Source organism: Selenomonas sp., from assembly GCF_057272215.1.
Map to the genome: position 1 here is coordinate 1 of NZ_DBHIUY010000008.1, position 19258 is coordinate 19258.

Sequence of the window (19258 nt, forward strand, 5' to 3'; positions counted from 1 at the left end):
CGCTCTATGCCCTCTTCAAGGATGGCTTCTTCAAAATCTTTTTGGTTCCATTCAAAATTCACCATATCGACGACCTCCCTTTCATGCTGCTGCAAAAATTCTTTCATAATATTGCTTTCTTCACAGTACCGCATGGCTTTACGGATTGCCTGCGCTCTTTCCATGCCATCTGCCATATTTCTTTTGATTCGATCAAGGAAGAAGCTGTAGTCATGAATTGACCGACTTCTTTGCAGAAGTGACTTCGCATTGTCATAGGCGATGTTATGGAAGTTTACTTTTAACTCCAAATGAATTTCTTCATCTGTCTTCACATAAGCATCTGACAGCTTCATCTGGCAGATTTCGGGCATATCGCTGTTTCCCGTGTAGAATACGTGAAACTCCGGCGCAGGGAGCTTGATCGGAGTGTTCTGGTAGAGTTTCTTCGCAGGAATGTACTGTCGTAATTGTTCGCAGACATAATACAGACAACGCAGCGGCATATTTTGATTTGCGGTGCTTTGGTGTTCAAGGAAGATCAAATTGCGTCCTGCCAGTAGGAATGAGATGTCATTTTTTATTTGCGACAGGAATGTTCCGTCGAGCGTCACGATTTGCAGCGGTTCTTCTGCGTATGATCTTCCATGCAAAGCTCCGGCGACTTCTTTCAGTCGCGTTTCTTCGTTGAAGTACATGCGAAAGACCGTATCTTGATATTGTCTGCCTTTCTTCTCTTTTTCCATCGCAGTCTCTCCGTCTCTCTGAAAGTCCTTTTTCCTGTCCCTATTATAGCATAAATCGCGACATGCAAACAGCCCGACGGATTGCCGTCGGGCTGTTTGACGTCTTCTTCTCGATTTTCGTCCTTAGAAACGATAGGTGAGCTGCACCCTTGCGTAGTCGCCGAGGCTGAAGCGCTCGGGGCCGTAGAGGGTGTCGCGTGCGCCGATGCCTTTGGCGCCGAAGGTGTAGAAGGCTTCGACGAGGAGGTTTTCCATCGGCACATAGCCCGCGCCGACGGTGAAGCTCTTGATGCCGTCGAGGTAGCGGTCGGGCAGCGCTTCCGTGCCGTTGCCGCCGAAGAAGGAGCCGTGTTCGAAGCGCTTGTAGTCGATGAACGCATTCCACGAGTGCGGCACTTTTGTATCGGCTTTGCCGAGATCGAGCCGCATGACCCAGAATTTCGGTGCAGAGCCGGTTTCCCTGCCTTTGATGGCGAAGTCGGATGTGCCGCTCTTGTGCTCGTAGCGTGTGTGGCCGTTCATGTACTTGCCGAAGTCGGTCGTGTTCACGCCGTAGTCGAAGGAGACGGCGGCGTTCTTCGAGAGCTGCCACTTCGCGCCGACGCCGACGACGTTCGCGAGCGTGTCGAAGGTGCTGACATCGTTCGTCGCGCCGTTCGCCGCGAGGAAGCGATGCGAGTCATTGCCGACCGAGCGCAGATACCAAGCGGCGACGCCGAGATTCGGCGTGAGTTCATGACGCGCCTGCACATAGAAGGCTTGCTTGAGCGCAGGGATCTGGTCGCGCTCGAGAACGGTGCCGACTTGCAGCACAAAATAGCCCGCGCGTTTCAGCAGATTGAGCGGCAGAGCGCTCTTGTCCTCCGGACCCCACTGATCATCCTCAATCAGATAGTTGATGATCGTTTGACCGAGATGCGATATACCCTTCTTATTGCCTGCCGGAATCTTCCCCTTTAGTGTATATGCGGTATCGGGATCATTCGGATCGCGTTTCAACGACTGCACCCCGTGGTAAGCGCTTTTATCCCAAGAGGAACGAATGGTGCGCTCTTTTGCCTCATCCTTCGTCATCGATCTGAAATCTCCGGGCTGCAAATCACTCATCTTCAGATTGTAGCCAAGAATCGGCTTCTTTCCGTGATATGTTCCATAGCCGTAGAACTCATACGTCAGCTTATAAACCCCATCCGGATGACCGTCGATATCTTCACGCCTATCCACCCGCGTCCGTGTCGTCTCCAGATCTGCCTCCGCCGACTCCCATGCCTTACGGGTGACATCCTCCATCTTTTCGCGATTGAATCTGTCCTGATAGGAAAGGCTTTTTTCTGGGTGCAGCTTCTTCAACTGTGGAATTTCTTTCTGCGAAAGATATGTCCCGACGACGTTGCCATGTTTGTCCCTCACCGTCACCTTGTACCATGCGAAATTATCGTGCTCTATTTCCCCTTCCTCGGACAATCGATCCATCAATTTCTGATATACTTTGGGATTATCCTGTTTGACAACATTCAGATACTCGTCAAGAATCTGCTTTTGCTCTGCCAAACTCTGCGCCTTGACGAGCCGTTGATACAGTCCGTCAAAGCCCGGGGTATCCTTAATGAGCGTGCTATAGTTCGGATAATACGGAACGGCGCCCGTCGTACGGCTGTTGATCGAGGTCGCCTTATAGCCCAGCCATTCCTCCTTGGTCACGCCGCGCACGAAGCTCTGGCGCGTCGCGTGCGTATAGGCGGAGTCTGTGACGCCTGTCGAGTGCCGGAAGTCGCCGTAGCCGAGACGCACCTGCGTATGGGCTCCCGTCCAGACGGCGCGTCCGCCGTCGTACTCTTTGCCGAAGTAGTAGCCTGTGACGCCCATCGGCTCCGTCATACGGCCAAGCGAGAAGTCCCAGTCGTTTGCATGTACGGTGAGATTCGCTTCATCAAGGCGCACATGATTGAGTCCACGGCTTTTGGCGACATCGGTATCGGTGCCGACGCCCTCAGCCCCCGAAGCGCTTCCCAAAATGGTGAGGTTCGTATTCGCATCGATCCTCGCATCCACGCCGACGCGCAGCCGCTGCTCGAAGCCGTGCTCGGCTTTTTCGAGGTAGTTCTTATACGCGCCGTCGCTTACGCTCGCGGTGGTCGTGACACGCGCTTCAGACGGCTTTTCCTTGCCTGTAAAGGCGTTCCAACGCCAGCGATAATCGCCGATGACACGCACGCCCTTTTCTTTCGTCGTATCGAAGGGCTTTTGGATGAACCATGCGTCTTCGGGGATGAGATGCGCTTCTTCCTTCTTGAAGCGCCCGCCCACCCCCGTGCTCGCATCGGGCCCGAACTTCAAGTTCACGCCAATGCGATAGGTGCGCTCGTTGATCGCGCGGTCGTCGTCGCGATGGTTGAAGATATTGTCGACGCCGATATAGGCGCTCGCATCCTTGCCGAAGTCTTTTTGCAGGATGAAGTTCCAGATACCGAAGGTCTTTGTCTCGTACGTCTGCTTACCACCTTCGGCGAAGTTATAATGCCACTTTTTCGCCACGCCGTCCCAGTCGTAATAGTTGCCGTTGTTCGCCACGCTGTTGCTGTCGAGCATGTTGACGTAGTAGTTTCCCCAGAGCGTCGCACGCCAGCCTTGGTTTTCGTAGGTCACGCCAAGGTCGATCTTGTGCTGCGGCCGATTGAGCAAACGATCCGGCATGTTCGGATCGCTCTTGTTGATGGCATGAAGATAGGTATAGCCAAGCTTCGCCGACCAATGCTTGTCAAAGCGATGGTTATACTCCGCTTCAAGACCTGTGATCTCCGCTTTGCCGATGTTCTTGAAGCTGTAAATCATATCGGGCGGCATGAGCCATCTGCCATCAGCGGAAATTTCCGGATGGAAATCCATAAGATAGCCGGTGAAGTAGGTCGTCATATAGTTGTCAATGCGGTTGTGAAACGCATTGATACGATAGCTGTCCCTGCCATCTGTGCTCTCGCCCTCATAGCCAAGATCGAAGTTGAGGGACTTCTCCGGCTTCAAGTTCGGATTGCCGACCCAGTAGTAGCCAAGGCGCGCGCGTTCAAGTCCCATCGGCGAGCCTGCATACATCTCCCAGTTGTAATAAAGCTCTCCCATGCCCGGCTCGGTATAGCCCGTGCCGAGGTTCGCCTTAAAGCGCTGGTTCGCCTTGCCGCCGATGTTGTGCGTCATGCCGATATTGAACGTCGCATGTGTGCCGAAAAGGCTACTGTGATCGACGCGCAGAATTGGCGAGAGCAGCGTATTTCGATTGATCTGCCATGCGTCCTGCAAAAATACATATTGCTTCTTAATCTCCACACTGCCGATCGTCAATCGGTTCTGCCGCGCCTCAAATTCCTCGTTGAACGCTTTTCCGTTCCAAAGCGCTGCGTGTCCATAAGTCTGGCGATCATAATTCCTCATGTTTTCGTCATAGTAGTGGTTAATCGCCGAGGTTTCCGACAAGATTGGCAAATCATGATTTCGCGCATCATCCTGCAACTGTTTGCCGAATGCCATGAGCCGCGCCATGACATCCGGCGGCGCCGGATTTCCATCGCTGTCAACTCCATACGGTCCGTATTTCAAATAGTCCTGATATGTATAGAGCGGCGCCTGCGAGCGTCCGGCAGCGTCCTTATGTCCATACCACTCGTATTCATTGTCATACTTCGGTACTCCCGCTTCATTTCGCGTCATCGCATAGTCGTGTACGCGCGAAGATGGCGCACCCGCGCCGCCTCTCGTATAAAGGTTCTTGTCGTAATCCCACGGGTCGATCATGCGCGTATAGCTGTTCGGCGCGTTTTTGATGCGGCTGCCCTCGCCCTTCTCCTGCGTGTAGCCAATGCCGTAGGTCAGCAGATGATCGCGATGGATCTGGGTGTTTGCCGACGCCTTGAGGCTCCATTGCTGATGCATAAGGTCGTCGATGTAGTTGAGCGTGTTTTTGCCTTCATAGGGAGAATTGATATAGTCCGAGGTCAGCGTGATGTCGTCCTCGTTCATCTTCGTATAGTCGAAAGAGACATTCCAATCCGAATTGCCGCCGCGCCCCGTATACGAGAGGCGATAGGTGTTGCGGTCAAGCTCACGCTTGAAGTGCTGCAGCCCCTCTCCTCCAGAGTTCGATCGCTTGACGAAGCGCTCCATATCTTCTGCTGTATGATCGAGGTTCAAAGAAAGACTATGATTCTTATCAAGATCGTAGGATGCGACAAGTCCGATATTCTTGATGTCGCCATAGTAGCGCAGCGAGTTTCGCACATGGCTTTCCTCGTCTTCATAAGAGCTTCCGCTCTTGATGAGACCTCCGAAGGATTCCGTGCTGTAAATCGGCATGATGTCGCGCTTGCCGCCGTAGGCTGCGACGCGCAGCTTGCCGATGTCGCCCGAGTCGGCGCGCAGGAAGAAGTTCTTGTATGGCAGATTCGAATCGCCCGCAGCACGTCTGCCTTCAAGATTCAGACGCAAACCTGCATTCTTCGCCGCCGCCTTCGTGACGACGTTGACGACGCCGCCGATGGCGTCGGCGCCATACTTCGCGCTCGCCGCGCCGCGGATGATCTCGATGCGCTCGACGTTCTCCGTGCCGAGCCGCTGCAACTCGTCGCCCGCGCCCGTATACTTGGCGAAGTCGCCCATGACGGGCTGCCCGTCGACGAGGATCAAGGTATGGCGCGGCTCCGCGCCGCGAATCGAGAGCGTGACGCGCCCCATAGCATCGACGCTCCGCGTCATGCCTGTCTCGTCGAAGATGATGTCTTCGACGGACTTCGCCTGCTTCTTCTCGATGTCCTCTTTCGTGATGATCGTCGTAGACTGCGACTCGTACTTCGCATCCTCTTTCGCGGCGTTCGCTTCGACGTCAACGGATTCCGTCTGAATGTCTGCCCCCCCCGCACTTTCGTGCGCCCATACAGCACAAGCGGGCAGCATAAAATGCAGCGCGACCGCCGAAGCAAGAACCTTCCCGATCCTGCGGCTTGTAATCTTTTTCATGCCTGCTTCCTCCCCATTCCTATTACTCGATAATGATATTAAATACGATTCTTATTATAGCACGACATGAAGAGAAGTCTAGTGTTTTCACGAAAGAATTTATTATGAATGCGATTCATTTTGCAGAGCATCGAATCCCAATTGGTCGAGCCGTAAGCGCGGAGCGATTGACCATGTTTCGATTAGGGCGGCGCACCATGTCCGCAAAGTGGATGTTTGCGCGTGCAGGTTACTGTCCTTTTTCATCATCTGCATTTTTTTGCAATTTTTTTGATAATTATTTACTATGGAAAGAGGATTTACGTCTTTCATGTCAAAGTAAGGAATTTGAGAGAGGTCGGTTTTTTCATCTTCCTTCCTTGGGAAGCCCGGATAGATTCAGCACCCCATCTTCACAATATCTGCACTGTCCTCTCGTCGTCTGCAAATCCAGAACTGAACGAAATAAGATTTGAGGTGCTTTGTCTTCATGATTGATCTCGACAAGCTCACAACGGAGCAGCGCAATACGGCGACGCTTCATATTGACGAGCTTCCCATCCCTGACATGCTGCGCACAATCCATGAAGAGAACAAAAATATCATCGGAGCTGTTGAGAGCGCCCTGCCCATGATTGCTCGGGCTGTGGAAATCATTGCGGTTCGTCTAAAGAAAGGCGGCCGCCTTTTTTATCTAGGCGCCGGCACATCGGGCAGGCTTGGCATCCTTGATGCTGTCGAATGCCCGCCGACCTTCGGCACAGATCCCTCTCTCGTACAGGGCGTCATCGCGGGCGGCACGGATGCTGTCTTTCATGCACAGGAAGGAGCTGAAGATTCTCTCACGCAGGCACAGGAAGATTTACAGGTACGAGGCTTTTGTGCTGCGGATGTACTTTGCGGCGTCGCGGCTTCCGGACGCACACCGTATGTCATCGGCGGTCTCGGCTACGCGAAGTCGCTCAAAGCGGCGACCATCGCCGTCGCCTGCACACCCGATTCTCCCATCGCTGCACTCGCCGACATCGCGATCACGGCGGTCACAGGTCCCGAGGTCATCACCGGATCGACACGGCTCAAGGCGGGAACAGCGCAAAAAATCATCCTCAATATGCTCTCCACAGGTACGATGATCCGTCTCGGCAAAGTCTACGGCAATCTCATGGTCGATGTGAAGGTTTCCAATGACAAACTCAAAGAAAGAGCACGGCGCATCGTCATGGAAGCGACAGGAAAGAACCTTCGAGAGGCAGAAGAAGCATTGACAAAAGCAGCGGGCAGCGCCAAACTCGCCGTGTTCATGCTTCTCGCCAATCTTTCTGCCGAAGAGGCGCGCGTGCAGCTTGCGAATGCGGACGGCTATATCGGACGTGCGCTCAAGGGGGAATCTTCATGAAGCCTGAAGCTCTTGCAGCGGAGATTCTCCGTCTCGTCGGACCCGCCGCCAACGTCAGCAAAGCGACAAACTGTATGACGCGCCTGCGCCTTGAGCTGCGGACGCGCCCGCCCGATCTTGAGCAAAAGCTCAAGATGCTCGACGGCGTCTTAGGTACGCATACAAGCGATGCAGAACTGCAGATCATCCTTGGTCCCGGACGCGCTGCTTCCGTGACGGAAACGTTCAAAGCGCTCCTTGCAAAGGCTCTCTCCCCTACAGAAGCATCGCAGCAAGCGCACGATGCAAAAGAAAGCGGCGATGCAGCGCTGCTTTCGCTGCGCCAGGCGGCGCAAGGCTCCGCCGTCGGCGATGGCAAAGCGCTGCATGAAACCATACGTCGGAGGAATGCGACGCCGGCGAAGCTCTTCTTGAAGCGCATCGCCAATATTTTCATCCCGTTGATTCCCGCTTTCATCGCCTGTGGCATCATCACCGGGCTCTTGAACATCGCGCTCAAAGTTTTTCCTGCACTTGCCGCGACGCCCTACGCCGCACTCTTCGCGCTCATGGGCAATGCCGTATTCTTCGGCATGAACATTCTCGTCGGCGTCAACGCCGCGAAAGAATTCGGCGGCTCGCCCATGCTCGGCGGCACACTCGCCGTCATCCTGTCGCATCCGGGACTTGCCGCTGTTTCCTTAGACGGCTTCTCTCTCGTACCGGGACGCGGCGGCATCATCGCTGTGCTTCTCGTCACGGCGCTCGCCGCATGGCTCGAAAAGAAGCTCCATCGTCTCGTACCCGAGATGCTTGACCTATTTCTCACGCCGCTTCTCGTCTTGCTCATCGCCGGTTTCGCGGCTCTCTTTATCCTACAGCCGGTCGGCGGCATCCTCTCTGAATGGATCGGGAAGGCTGCGACCGCTGCCATCGACAGCGGCGGCGCTTTGACAGGCTTCCTGCTCGGCGGGGCATGGCTGCCGATGGTCATGCTCGGCATACATCAGGCATTGACGCCGATTCACGCAGAACTGCTCTCACGCTATGGTGTGACGATCCTGCTGCCCGTGCTTGCCATGGCAGGTGCGGGACAGGTAGGCGCAGCCATCTGCGTCTATTGCAAAACGAAGAGCACTTTTCTCAAGAAAACTGTAGCGACGGCTCTTCCCGTCGGCATACTGGGCGTTGGAGAGCCGCTGATCTACGGCGTCACACTGCCGCTCGGACGCCCCTTCCTCGGCGCCTGCATCGGCGGCGCCTGCGGCGGCGCGGTACAGGCATCTTTCAGCATCGGCGCTCATGCTATGGGGATATCGGGGCTGCCGCTCGCCGCTGTCACGGACAATCTCACGATCTATCTCGTCGGACTTTTGACTGCATACATCGCAGGTTTTTGCGCGACTTGGCTGCTCGGCTTCCAAGATCCCGAAGAAGCGCTAAAACAATGAAAGGAGGCATTGCCATGCAGACAGGAATCTCTGTTTATCCCGCTCTTGACAACACCCCAAAAGAAAATCTTCACCTCATCGAGTCTGCCGCCAAACTTGGCGTCACGCGCATATTCACCTCCTTGCATATCCCTGAAACGAATCAGCGCACGCTCAAGGAAGAGTTCAGCGCCATCGTGCAGACGGCTCGTAAGTATGATATGGAGATCATCTCCGATATTTCTCCTGCAACTCTTGAACTTCTCGGTATGCGTCATTTTTCCCTCGCCGCATTTCAATTTATGGGTATACATACCCTGCGCATTGATTACGGATATGGCGCCGCGCACATCGCTGAACTCAGCCGCAATACGCAGAATATGCGCATCCAGATCAATGCTTCTACGGTCACAGGCAAATTCCTCACACAGCTTTTGCAGGAGAACGCTGACTTCGACAAGATCGACGCACTGCACAACTTCTATCCGCGCGAAGGCACAGGACTTGCCGAAGCGACACTCGTGCGCAAAACGGCGATGCTGCACAAGGCGGGCATATCGGTCGGCGCTTTTGTTCCCTGCCATTTCCGCCGCCGTTCGCCGCTTCGCTGCGGCTTGCCGACGCTTGAGATGCATCGCGACTTCCCGCTTTCCCTTGCAGCCCGCCACCTCGCTGCCATCGGCATGGATTCTATTTTCATCGGCGATTCTCTACCGTCTGCCGAGGAGTTGGAGACGCTGACCTCGATTGAGGACAACTGCGTGACTATGCGCGCCGAGCTTTCTCTGCGCGAGCCCGTACAAGAAGAGCTGTTAACGCATGTCTTTACCGCCAGACTCGACGAAGCGCGCGACGCTGTGCGTGCGCAGGAGAGCCGCGCCATTCTCAAGGAAATGGGGCAAGATATCCTGCCGCAGAATCAAAAGATGCGCCCCTACGGCGCTGTTACGCTCGACAACAAGGACTACGGCAGATACATGGGCGAGCTGCAGATCATCAAGCACCCGCAGCCTGCCGATGCCCGCGTCAACGTCGCTGCGCTCATTCCAGAGGAAGAGCAGTTTCTCATCAACTACATCATCCCCGGTAAGAAATTTTCCTTCCACCTCGATGAATAGCGCACCATTCTGAACGCTTGAAAAGCACCTCATGCCGCTTCGTGCGGCGGTTAAATATGTCCTGAAAGTTTGCACGAAATAAAGAACTTCCGCCAAGCCCTGCGGCTTATTTGGCGGAAGTTCTTTATTTCCTACACCTTATCCGACATTTTTTATCTGCGTCTGCAATGCTGCTGCTCTGCGCTGCTTCGCCCGCTTTTTCTTTTCCTTGCGGATCGCTTTGCTGTAGCGCTCTTCCTCGCTGAAGATGCAGCCGCAGTACGGCTGGCGATAAAGCGCAAGCTCGTGACTGATGTCGATGCCTTCCTGCCAGCCCGAGCGGAAGTCCTCGTAGTAAAAATCGACGCCATATTTTCTTGCGAAGAACTCCGCTGTCTCGCGCATGAGATCGTGCTGCTGATGGATGCTGTAGAAAAGCGTGCTCGTAAACGCTTCGAAGCCGTTTTCACTCGCGTAACGCGCCGCTTCGCTCAAACGCCATGTATAGCACATGCGGCAGCGGCCGTTGGGCAGTCGCTCGGCGTTCAGAGCACGCCGCAGAAAGTCGCGCAGCATATAGTTCTCGTCCGTTCGTATATCCAAGTCTGTCTTGGCGGCAAATTCCTTCGCTGTCTTCAAGCGCATATCCCACTCTTTATACGGGTGGATGTTGGGATTGAAGAAGTAGCCGACAGGTTCTACACCATCTTGTCTGAGTTTCTTGACCGGATAACACGCGCAGGGACCGCAGCACATATGGAGCAAAAGTTTCAAGCTCATTTTCCGTCCTCCACATAAGGCACGCCGAGATGTTCATAGGCGGTGCGCGTCACGACGCGGCCGCGCGGCGTGCGGTTGATAAAGCCGAGCTGCAGGAGATACGGCTCGTAGACATCTTCGATCGTATCGCTCTCTTCGCTTATGGCAGCCGCCAAGGTCTCCAATCCGACGGGACCGCCCGCAAACTTTTGAATCATCGTCAAAAGCATACGGCGGTCGGTATGATCGAGTCCGATGCGGTCTACTTCAAGCCGATCGAGCGCCGCATCGGCAATCGCAGCCGTAATCGCCGACGCGCCCTGCACCTGCGCGAAGTCGCGCACACGCTTCAAGAGGCGGTTCGCGACGCGCGGCGTGCCGCGCGAACGCCGTGCGATCTTTTCTGCACCGCTCTTTTCGATGGAGATTTGCAGGATCTCCGCCGCGCGCTCAATGATGAGCATGAGTTCTTGCGGCTCGTAATACTCCAAGCGTGAGATCACACCGAAACGATCGCGCAGAGGAGCGGCAAGCGCCCCTGCTTTTGTCGTCGCTCCGACCAAGGTGAATGGTGCGATGTCAAGTCGGATGGAACGCGCACTCGGTCCCTTGCCGATGATGATGTCGAGCGCGAAGTCCTCCATCGCCGAATAAAGCACCTCTTCGACGCTTCTGGAAAGTCTGTGTATCTCATCAATGAAAAGCACATCGCGCTCGCCGAGGTTCGTCAAGAGCGCAGCGAGATCGCCCGAGCGTTCGATGGCAGGTCCCGAGGTGATGCGAAAGTTCACGCCAAGCTCATTGGCGATGATGCCCGCGAGCGTCGTCTTGCCAAGGCCGGGCGGCCCGTAGAGCAGCACATGGTCGAGCGCCTCACCGCGATTCAATGCCGCCTGCACGAAGATCTTCAAGTTCTCCTTCGCTTTCTTCTGTCCAATGTACTCGACGAGCTTTCTCGGGCGCAGACTGTACTGCCAAGTGTCCGCTGCCTGTTCGTCAAGCGCGATGATGCGCCCTTCCATCTCATCCATGCCGCCCCTCCTTCCTCATCGGTGTTGCGCAAACTCTTTCAATGCAAAGCGAATGAGCGCTTCAGCATCCTTGCAGTCTTTGGCACGCCGCAGGACGGGTGTGAACTCCGCCTGCGTATAGCCGAGAGAGAGGAGTGCCGCGCCCGCTTCAGCAAACATCGTATCTTCAACAGGCTCTTCAATCAAACCTTCCTCGACAATCGTTTCATGATCCGCCATGAATCCTTTCATCTTGTCCTTTAGCTCCAAAATGATACGCTCTGCTGATTTTTTGCCGATGCCCGGCGCTTTCGTCAGGATGGCTGCCTTCTTGTTCCGCACGGCAAGACAGAGGTTCTCCGGCGTGATATTCGACAGGATGCCGAGAGCCGCTTTGGGACCAATGCCCGTGACGGAAACGAGCATTTGAAAAAGCTCGTACTCTTCCTCGGAAAAAAATCCATAGAGCGTCATGGCGTCCTCGCGCACGGCGAGATGCGTAAAGAGCATCACTTCTTCACCGATATGCAGACGGCTGTGCGTCGCGCCCGACACAAAGACACGATAGCCGACACCCGCGACGTCAAGGAAGCAAAAATCAAGGGAAAGGCGCGCGACCTTTCCCCGCAGGAAACCGATCATTAGAATCTCCTCGCATATCCGAACTACAAACGATTGCGCCAAGCGACGCTTCCCATACAGTGTGTCGTGCATACAGCGACAGCGAGCGCATCCGCCACATCATCGGGCTTTGGCGGCTTAGCAAGATGCAGAAGTTTCGACACCATGTAGATGACCTGCTCTTTTGTCGCCTTTCCGTAGCCCGTTACCGCCTGCTTGACTTGCAGCGGCGTATGTTCTGCGATTGGCAGTCCGTTCTTCGCCGCCGCTAAAAGCACGACGCCGCGAGCCTGTCCGACAGGAATCGCCGTCGTGACGTTGCGATTGAAGAAAAGCTGCTCGATGCCCATGACATCCGGTTTATACTCTTTGATGAGAGCGTCCAGTCCATCGTAGAGCTTCATCAGACGATCTTCCATGCGCGCTTTGGGGCTTGTCGTCAGCGCACCGTATGCGTGCGGCACGAGGCGACTGCTCTCCAAAGAGACGAAGCCGAAGCCGCAGATCGCCGTGCCCGGATCAATCCCCAGAGCAAGCATGACGACTCCGCTGCAAATCGCACGACCACAAACCTTTACTCTTCATCAAATGCATAGTTGCTGTAGACGTTCTGCACATCATCATTCTCTTCAAGCGCGTCGATGAGATTCTGCATCTTCTCCGCATCCTTGCCCTCAAGCTTCACAGTCGTATCAGGCACCATCGTGATTTCTGCCGACGCCGTTTCGATGCCCTTTTCACCGAGCGCCGCTTCGATTGCTTCATAGTCGGCAGGATCGGCAGTGATTTCAAAGACGTCGTCTTCCGCCTTGAAGTCCTCTGCACCAGCATCGAGAACAATGCCCATAAGCTCATCTTCATCCTCGAACGTTTCTTTTTCTACGATAAAAACGGCTTTTTGCTTGAACATCCAGCCAACGCATCCCGTCTCGCCAAGGTTGCCGCCGTACTTCGAGAAAATGTGGCGCACATCGGCGGCGCTGCGATTGCGGTTGTCCGTCAGGATGTCGAGCATAATGGCGGACCCTGCCGGACCGTAACCCTCGTATGTCAGCTCTTCGTAGTTGCTCCCTTCAGCAGCGCCAAGCCCCTTCTGGATGGCACGCTGGATATTGTCCTTGGGGATATTGTTCGCCTTTGCCTTGGAAAGCGCCAGCTTCAAGCGCATATTTCCCGTCGGATCGCCGCCGCCCATGCGGACGGCAATGGTGATCTCCCTGCCGATCTTCGTCGTGATCTTGCCGCGAATCGCGTCATTCGCCCCTTTTTTTCTCTTGATGTTCGCCCATTTGGAATGTCCTGACATGAAACCTTGCAACTCCTTATCCAAAATGTATCGTTATGCTTCAGGCTTTCATAAGCCGATAATGCTTTTTCTTTCCCTTCTTGACGAGCGCTGCACCGTCGGTGAAATCTTCATCGCACAGACAATAATCAGCGTCTCTTACCTTCACGTCGTTGAGCGTGACGCCCCCCTGCGCGATGAGCCGCCTGCCTTCGCTCTTTGAAGGGAAAATACCGTGCTTCGTGAGGATGTCGATGAGCTTCTTACCCATATCTTCCGGCATCAGCGTAAATGTCGGTATATCTGCCGACGCGCCGGTGCCGCCAAACATCGCCTCAGCTCCGGCTTTCGCCTTTTTTGCCGCCGCTTCGCCATGCACGAGCTTCGTAACTTCGTAGGCAAGCACCGTCTTTGCCTCGTTAATCGCCGCATCCTTGCGTGCGCCCAAGCGACGCACCTCTTCCATCGGCAGGAACGTCAAGAGTGCAAGACATTTTTCAACGTCAGCGTCATCAATGTTGCGCCAGTATTGATAGAAGTCGTACGGCGGCGTCTTTTCGGCGTCGAGCCAAAGCGCGCCGCCCGTCGTCTTGCCCATCTTCTGCCCGTCGCTCTTCGTAAGCAGCGTGAAGGTCAGACCGTAAGCGGACTTCGCTTCCTTCCTGCGAATGAGTTCGACGCCTGCAATGATGTTCGACCACTGGTCATCGCCGCCCATCTGCAGTTTGCAGTCATGGCGGCGATGAAGCTCCATGAAATCGTACGCCTGCATGACCATGTAATTGAATTCGAGGAAGGTCAGCCCCTTTTCCCAGCGTGATTTATACGCTTCGGCAGCCAACATGCGGTTGACGGTGAAGTGCGCTCCGACCTCGCGCAGAAGCTCAATGTAGTTAAGTTTCCGCAGCCAATCGCCATTGTTGACCATCAGCGCCTTATCCTCAGAAAAGTCGATGAAACGCGCGATCTGCTTCTTAAAGCAGCTGCAATTATGCTCAATGTCTTCATCGGTGAGCATCCTGCGCATGTCCGTACGCCCTGAAGGATCGCCGACCGTTCCCGTGCCGCCGCCCACGAGGCACACAGGACGATGTCCGCCGCGCTGCATGTGCGACATCGCCATGAGTCCGAGAAAGTGCCCGACATGCAGGCTGTCCGCGGTGGGATCGAAGCCTACATAGAATGTCACACACTCTTTATCGAGCATCTCCCGCACGCCTTCCTCATCGGTACATTGAGCGATGAAGCCGCGCTCTTTCAAAACATCAAAAACATTTGCCAACGAACTCTTCCCTTCTCTTCTCACATGTACCTATCAATCTCTGCCCTTGGAAACACTGCCGCCCGGCTCCGGTCCGCCGTCTGCAGCAGGCGGCGACGGCTGCTGCGTGGGTACGGAAGCGGGCTGCTTCGCCGATGAATCTGTACTCGAAGCTTTGCTGCCTGCGTTGGATGGCACCGTTCCCTTGGCGTCTTTGGCGTTCTTTTCCTTCTTGTCAGAAGCCTTTTCTTCCTTCACAGCTTTCTCGTCTTTGATTTCACTGACGTTACCCGGCGTATAGGACACACCGTCAAAGTTCTTCGCGGGCGTGCCTGCGACGACCTTTTGCATGAATGCTTTCCAAATCTCCGCAGGCGCCATGCCGCCCGTCATCATGCCCAATGATGTATTGTCGTCGTTGCCGACCCAAACGCCTGCCACAAGGTCGGGCGTATAGCCGACAAACCACGCATCGTGATAGTTGTCTGTCGTTCCCGTCTTGCCTGCGGCGGGGCGTCCGATATTGGCATGAGTGCCCGTACCATGCTGCACGACATCCTGCAGCATACTCGTCAGAGACGCCGCGCTGCTCTCTTTGATGACGCTTTTTTGCTTTAGCTCCGCCTGCTCAAGAACCTTGCCGTTGCGGTCAAGGATCTTGACGATGGCGACAGGTTCAACGTGTATGCCTTTGTTCGCAAACGTGCCGTAGGCGCTCGTCATCTCAAGCGGCGTCACACCCTTCGTTAGACCGCCGAGCGCCGTAGCGAAATTCCGATCGCTGCGCTCGCCGTCGAGCACAAAGGTTGTGATGCCCATTTCCTGCGCGTAGTAAATCGGCTTTTCTATGCCGAGCTTCTGGGCGATCTTTACCGTAGGTACATTGAGCGAATAGCGCGCCACCGTGCGCAGTGTCACTTTGCCGCTGTAGTTGCCGCTGTAGTTCTTCGGCGACCAGTCGCCAATCTTGATCGGGCTGTCGTCGATGATGGTATCAGGAGAATAGTTTTCTTCCAATGCCGCTGCAAAGACGAACGGCTTAAAAGAAGAGCCGGGCTGGCGCTCTGCCATTGTCGCGCGGTTGAACTGATCTGTGCCGCGGCCGCCGACCATCGCTTTGATGTAGCCTGTGTGCGGATCGATGGCGACGAGCGCCATCTGGGGCTGCTGTATGCCATTGCCGTCCGTGCGCTGCACATTCAGCTCATGCGCTGCCTCCTCTGCCGCCTTCTGCATCGTCATGTCGATCGTCGTGTAGATCTTCAAGCCTTCCTTGTAGATGGCGTCAGCGCCGTATTTATCAATGACCTTTTGCGTGATGTAATCAATGAAGTAAGCGCCCGTCGAATCCTTCTCCTGCTTGTGATTAACGAGCTTCGGCTTCTCTTCGCTCGCCTTGCGTGCCGATGCATGGTTGATGTAGCCGTACTTTTCCATCTGATCGAGCACGATGCCCTTGCGTTCCTGCGCGGCGTTGAAGTTGTTGAACGGTGAGTAATAGTTGGGGCTCTTCGGTATACCCGCAAGCATCGCACACTCGTTGAGGTCAAGCTCCTCGACATTCTTGCCGAAATATGTCTGCGCCGCTGCCTGCACGCCGTAGGCGCCCTGCCCGAAGTAAATCTGGTTCAGGTACAGCTCCAAGATCTCCTGCTTCGTGTACTGCCGCTCGATCTGGAGGGCGAGGAATATTTCCTGAATCTTGCGCTTTATCGTCCGATCCTGCGTCAGGTAAGCATTCTTCGCGAGCTGCTGCGTGATCGTCGAGCCGCCCTCGGAGATCATCCTGCCCGTGACATTGGCATAAACGGCGCGCAGGATGCCTCGCGGGTCAATGCCCATGTGTTCATAAAAGCGATTATCCTCAACTGCAACAAAAGCATTCTGTAAGTTCTGAGGAATCTGTGATAGTTTGACAGGTTCGCGGTTCTCTGCCGCATGAACATTCGCGATCTCGTTGCCGTTGATGTCGTAAATGTGCGAGGACGCCGGCGGACGTATATCCTCGACAAGATGATCCTTCGTATTCATGCTTGCGGTCAAAAAACCGCAGCCGATACCGACGAACATGACGAATACGACAATGAGGAAACCCACGAGAGCGCGCACGATCCTTCCGCCGCGGCTTTTTTTCGGCGGCGGCTTCGGATTCGGCTTCGGTGCCAGGCGCCTTTGCAGATCTTGCCGCGAAGCACGCGTCGCATCGGTACGTTTTTCCATGAAGAAGCTCCCTCCTAATCCATCTTACGCAATCATACGCTTTTCATTATACTGCAACGAAAGTGACAGGGCAAGATAAACCTGCCGCCCTGTTATCCTTGCAGCCTCTACTGCAAATCGACGAGCGTCGCTCCCGTGCCGCCCTCGCTGATATCGGCGAAATTGAAGCGCAGGACGCTTTTATGTCGTTTCAAATACGCATGAATCCCTTTTCTAAGTGCGCCCGTGCCTTTGCCGTGGATGATGAGCACCTGCCCCAGACCGCCGATGACGGCGTCGTCCAAGAACTTGCCAAGCGCCTGCTCCGCTTCATCGACCATGAGGCCCCGCACGTCTATCTCACGGTGCAGATTCGCCGTCTTTTGCAGCAAACTGCCGGCGCTTTTCTTAGCGCCGCCTGTCGAGGCGGCGGGCGGCTCCTTCCTCGCTCTTTCGACGAAGCGGCAGTCGCCCGCCTTGACACACGTCTTGAGACTGCCGAGCTGCACCTCGATGCTCGTGCCTTGGATTTTGAGCACCGTCGCTTGTCTGTCGAGCTTTCGCACATAGACGACATCGCCGACGGCGAGCTTCTTCATGTCGATCTTCTCTTTGTACGCCTTGCCGGGAAGAAGTCCTGTGCGTGAGCGCTCCGCCGCTTCCTGCAGCTTCTCACGCGCTGCCTGCATGGCGCGGCGGCGGCTCTCTATGCCGAGATCGTCGAACTGCTCCTTGAGACTCTTGATGATTTCTTCCGCTTCACGCCGCGTGCGCCGCACGAGAGATGCGCTCTCCTGACGCGCCTTCTTGAGCATTTGCTCCTTCTTCTCTCGAATCTCATCTTTCAGCGCCTGCGTCTTTTCTTCGAGCTTCGCTACGCGCTGCTGTCGTTCCAAGACGTCGGCATTCATTTGCTCGTACATGCGCTTTTCGCTTTCGAGCTGATTGACGACCTGCTCGAACTGCGCGTGATCTGCCTTGATGAATTGCTGCGCACGCAGAATCGTCGCCTCCGAAAGACCGAGACGACGGCTGATAGCAAAGGCGTTGCTTGCGCCCGGTATACCTGTCAGCAAGCGATACGTCGGGCGCAATGTCTCAACGTCAAATTCCACACAAGCGTTCTCGATGCCATCGCGCGTAAAAGCGAAGGTCTTTAGCTCCGAGTAATGCGTCGTCACGATCGTCGTGGCGCCGCGCGTGAGGAACTGCTCAAGGATAGCCACGGCAAGCGCGGCACCTTCCTCGGGATCGGTTCCCGCACCAATTTCGTCAAGCAGCAGGAGGTCATCTCTTTCGACGCACGCCAACAGCTTAATCAAATGCGACATGTGCGCGGAAAACGTGCTGAGGCTCTGCTCGATGCTCTGCTCGTCGCCGATGACTGTATAGACGTTCGGATAGACGGAAATTTCCGAGCCTGCGGCGACGGGAATATAACAGCCTGACTGCACCATGAGCGCAAAGAGACCGAGCGTCTTTAAGCTGACTGTTTTGCCGCCCGTATTGGGACCTGTGATGAGCAGCATACGATACGTTTCGCCAATCTTGATGTCGATGGGCACGACCTTCGCCGCTTCAATCAGCGGGTGACGCGCGGCGAGGAGCTTCGTCCTGCCCTCACGATTGATCGCGGGCTTCGTCGCCTGCATCTCTACGGCGAGCTTCGCGCGTGCGAAGATGAAGTCCAGCGCAGCGAGAATGGCGCAATTCTCCTGCAGAACGGCGCTGTTTCTGCCGACTTCCTGCGAGAGGAGCCGCAGGATTCGCTGCACCTCATTCTTCTCGGCAAGCGCAAGCTGCTTGAGGTCGTTGTTGAGGTCAACGAGCGCTAAAGGCTCGATGAAAAGCGTCGCGCCGCTTGCCGACTGATCGTGGACGATACCCGGGAAGCTCTGGCGATACTCCTGCTTGATCGGTATGACGTTGCGCTCACCGCGCTGTGTAACGATGGCGTCTTGAAAGAATTTCTGGTACTCCGTACGATGCAGGATAGCGTCCATCTGCTCCTTCGCTCTGCGCCTGCCCGAGCGAAGCTCCCGACGGATGCGCGAAAGTTCCACGCTTGCGTCGTCGAGCAAGCTGCCGTGCTCATCGACGCTGTTTTCCAATCGACGCTCAAGCTGTCCAAGAACCTCGATGCCTTTTGCCTGCTCCTTGAGGAGCGGTGCATCCAGCTCTACTCCCTTGAAGAAGTGCTTGACGGCTCGCATGGCGTGCATCGTACTCAGAAGATCTGTAAAATCGCCGAGATCGAGCACGGCGCCGCGCTCGGCTTTTGTCAACGCCTCGCGCATGTCGAAAACGCCGCCCATCGGCGGCGAGGAAAATGCCGACAAACGCACAGCCTCTTCCGTTTCACGCAAAAGCTCCGCAACCTCGTCAAAATCACTTGCAGGAAGAACAGCGTGCGCCTTTTCCTTTCCAAGAACGGAGCCTGCCTTCGCCGCAAGCATCGCGCGGATCTTATCGTATTCAAGCGTGTCGAGTGTTTCCTTTTCCATAAACAATTT

13 protein-coding genes are annotated in these 19258 nt (G+C 55.3%); 3 read left to right on the forward strand and 10 right to left on the reverse strand.

The window, feature by feature from the left end; translation table 11 throughout:
- The coding region (locus ACO5Z0_RS08095) for a transposase (protein WP_485649882.1) at nt 1-725 on the reverse strand (725 nt) is incomplete at its 3' end.
- Nucleotides 726-848: 123 nt separating this feature from the next.
- Nucleotides 849-5729, reverse strand: coding sequence for a TonB-dependent receptor plug domain-containing protein (locus ACO5Z0_RS08100; RefSeq protein WP_485649883.1), 4881 nt, complete (start codon nt 5727-5729; stop codon nt 849-851).
- A gap of 469 nt (nt 5730-6198) precedes the next feature.
- Between ACO5Z0_RS08100 and murQ the strand changes: the two genes are divergently transcribed.
- Genes murQ through ACO5Z0_RS08115 form a run of 3 tightly spaced genes read left to right on the forward strand, consistent with a single transcriptional unit; the run spans nt 6199 to nt 9631 of the window.
- Nucleotides 6199-7104, forward strand: a complete 906-nt coding sequence (gene murQ, locus ACO5Z0_RS08105; protein ID WP_485649884.1) for an N-acetylmuramic acid 6-phosphate etherase — start codon at nt 6199-6201, stop codon at nt 7102-7104.
- On the forward strand, nt 7101-8534 hold the full coding sequence (locus ACO5Z0_RS08110) for a PTS transporter subunit EIIC (RefSeq protein ID WP_485649885.1): 1434 nt from the start codon (nt 7101-7103) through the stop codon (nt 8532-8534). Before murQ ends, ACO5Z0_RS08110 begins: the two co-directional genes overlap by 4 nt.
- Before the next feature lie 14 nt (nt 8535-8548).
- Nucleotides 8549-9631: a DUF871 domain-containing protein gene (locus tag ACO5Z0_RS08115; RefSeq protein ID WP_442672284.1), complete on the forward strand. Its 1083-nt coding sequence runs from the start codon at nt 8549-8551 to the stop codon at nt 9629-9631.
- 138 nt (nt 9632-9769) lie between these two features.
- On the opposite strand, the gene ACO5Z0_RS08120 is transcribed toward ACO5Z0_RS08115, so the two are convergent.
- The 8 genes from ACO5Z0_RS08120 to ACO5Z0_RS08155 all read right to left on the reverse strand — a co-directional run bounded on the left by ACO5Z0_RS08120 (nt 9770) and on the right by ACO5Z0_RS08155 (nt 19249).
- Nucleotides 9770-10390 (reverse strand): epoxyqueuosine reductase QueH, encoded by a 621-nt coding sequence (locus tag ACO5Z0_RS08120; protein ID WP_485649886.1) that lies wholly within the window; start codon nt 10388-10390, stop codon nt 9770-9772.
- Nucleotides 10387-11391, reverse strand: a complete 1005-nt coding sequence (ruvB, locus tag ACO5Z0_RS08125) for a Holliday junction branch migration DNA helicase RuvB (protein ID WP_442675872.1) — start codon at nt 11389-11391, stop codon at nt 10387-10389. Before ruvB ends, ACO5Z0_RS08120 begins: the two co-directional genes overlap by 4 nt.
- Before the next feature lie 24 nt (nt 11392-11415).
- On the reverse strand, nt 11416-12021 hold the full coding sequence (ruvA, locus tag ACO5Z0_RS08130) for a Holliday junction branch migration protein RuvA (protein ID WP_442675865.1): 606 nt from the start codon (nt 12019-12021) through the stop codon (nt 11416-11418).
- A 23-nt stretch (nt 12022-12044) separates the two neighbouring features.
- Nucleotides 12045-12539, reverse strand: a complete 495-nt coding sequence (gene ruvC / locus ACO5Z0_RS08135) for a crossover junction endodeoxyribonuclease RuvC (protein WP_442672287.1) — start codon at nt 12537-12539, stop codon at nt 12045-12047.
- A gap of 35 nt (nt 12540-12574) precedes the next feature.
- Nucleotides 12575-13306 (reverse strand): YebC/PmpR family DNA-binding transcriptional regulator, encoded by a 732-nt coding sequence (locus ACO5Z0_RS08140; RefSeq protein WP_442672288.1) that lies wholly within the window; start codon nt 13304-13306, stop codon nt 12575-12577.
- Between the two features lie 40 nt (nt 13307-13346).
- On the reverse strand, nt 13347-14567 hold the full coding sequence (gene tyrS, locus ACO5Z0_RS08145) for a tyrosine--tRNA ligase (protein ID WP_485649887.1): 1221 nt from the start codon (nt 14565-14567) through the stop codon (nt 13347-13349).
- Between the two features lie 33 nt (nt 14568-14600).
- A complete protein-coding gene (locus tag ACO5Z0_RS08150) occupies nt 14601-16766 on the reverse strand; it encodes a transglycosylase domain-containing protein (protein ID WP_485649888.1) in 2166 nt (721 codons plus the stop codon).
- Nucleotides 16767-16873: 107 nt separating this feature from the next.
- On the reverse strand, nt 16874-19249 hold the full coding sequence (locus ACO5Z0_RS08155) for an endonuclease MutS2 (protein ID WP_485649889.1): 2376 nt from the start codon (nt 19247-19249) through the stop codon (nt 16874-16876).
- Between the last annotated feature and the right edge of the window lie 9 nt (nt 19250-19258).

Bases quoted from the DNA above. Each gene is read 5' to 3' on its own strand.
- ACO5Z0_RS08100 (WP_485649883.1), bottom strand. From the start codon at position 5,729: ATGAAAAAGATTACAAGCCGCAGGATCGGGAAGGTTCTTGCTTCGGCG.
- murQ (WP_485649884.1), top strand. From the start codon at position 6,199: ATGATTGATCTCGACAAGCTCACAACGGAGCAGCGCAATACGGCGACG.
- ACO5Z0_RS08110 (WP_485649885.1), top strand. From the start codon at position 7,101: ATGAAGCCTGAAGCTCTTGCAGCGGAGATTCTCCGTCTCGTCGGACCC.
- ACO5Z0_RS08115 (WP_442672284.1), top strand. From the start codon at position 8,549: ATGCAGACAGGAATCTCTGTTTATCCCGCTCTTGACAACACCCCAAAA.
- ACO5Z0_RS08120 (WP_485649886.1), bottom strand. From the start codon at position 10,390: ATGAGCTTGAAACTTTTGCTCCATATGTGCTGCGGTCCCTGCGCGTGT.
- ruvB (WP_442675872.1), bottom strand. From the start codon at position 11,391: ATGGAAGGGCGCATCATCGCGCTTGACGAACAGGCAGCGGACACTTGG.
- ruvA (WP_442675865.1), bottom strand. From the start codon at position 12,021: ATGATCGGTTTCCTGCGGGGAAAGGTCGCGCGCCTTTCCCTTGATTTT.
- ruvC (WP_442672287.1), bottom strand. From the start codon at position 12,539: ATGCTTGCTCTGGGGATTGATCCGGGCACGGCGATCTGCGGCTTCGGC.
- ACO5Z0_RS08140 (WP_442672288.1), bottom strand. From the start codon at position 13,306: ATGTCAGGACATTCCAAATGGGCGAACATCAAGAGAAAAAAAGGGGCG.
- ACO5Z0_RS08150 (WP_485649888.1), bottom strand. From the start codon at position 16,766: ATGGAAAAACGTACCGATGCGACGCGTGCTTCGCGGCAAGATCTGCAA.
- ACO5Z0_RS08155 (WP_485649889.1), bottom strand. From the start codon at position 19,249: ATGGAAAAGGAAACACTCGACACGCTTGAATACGATAAGATCCGCGCG.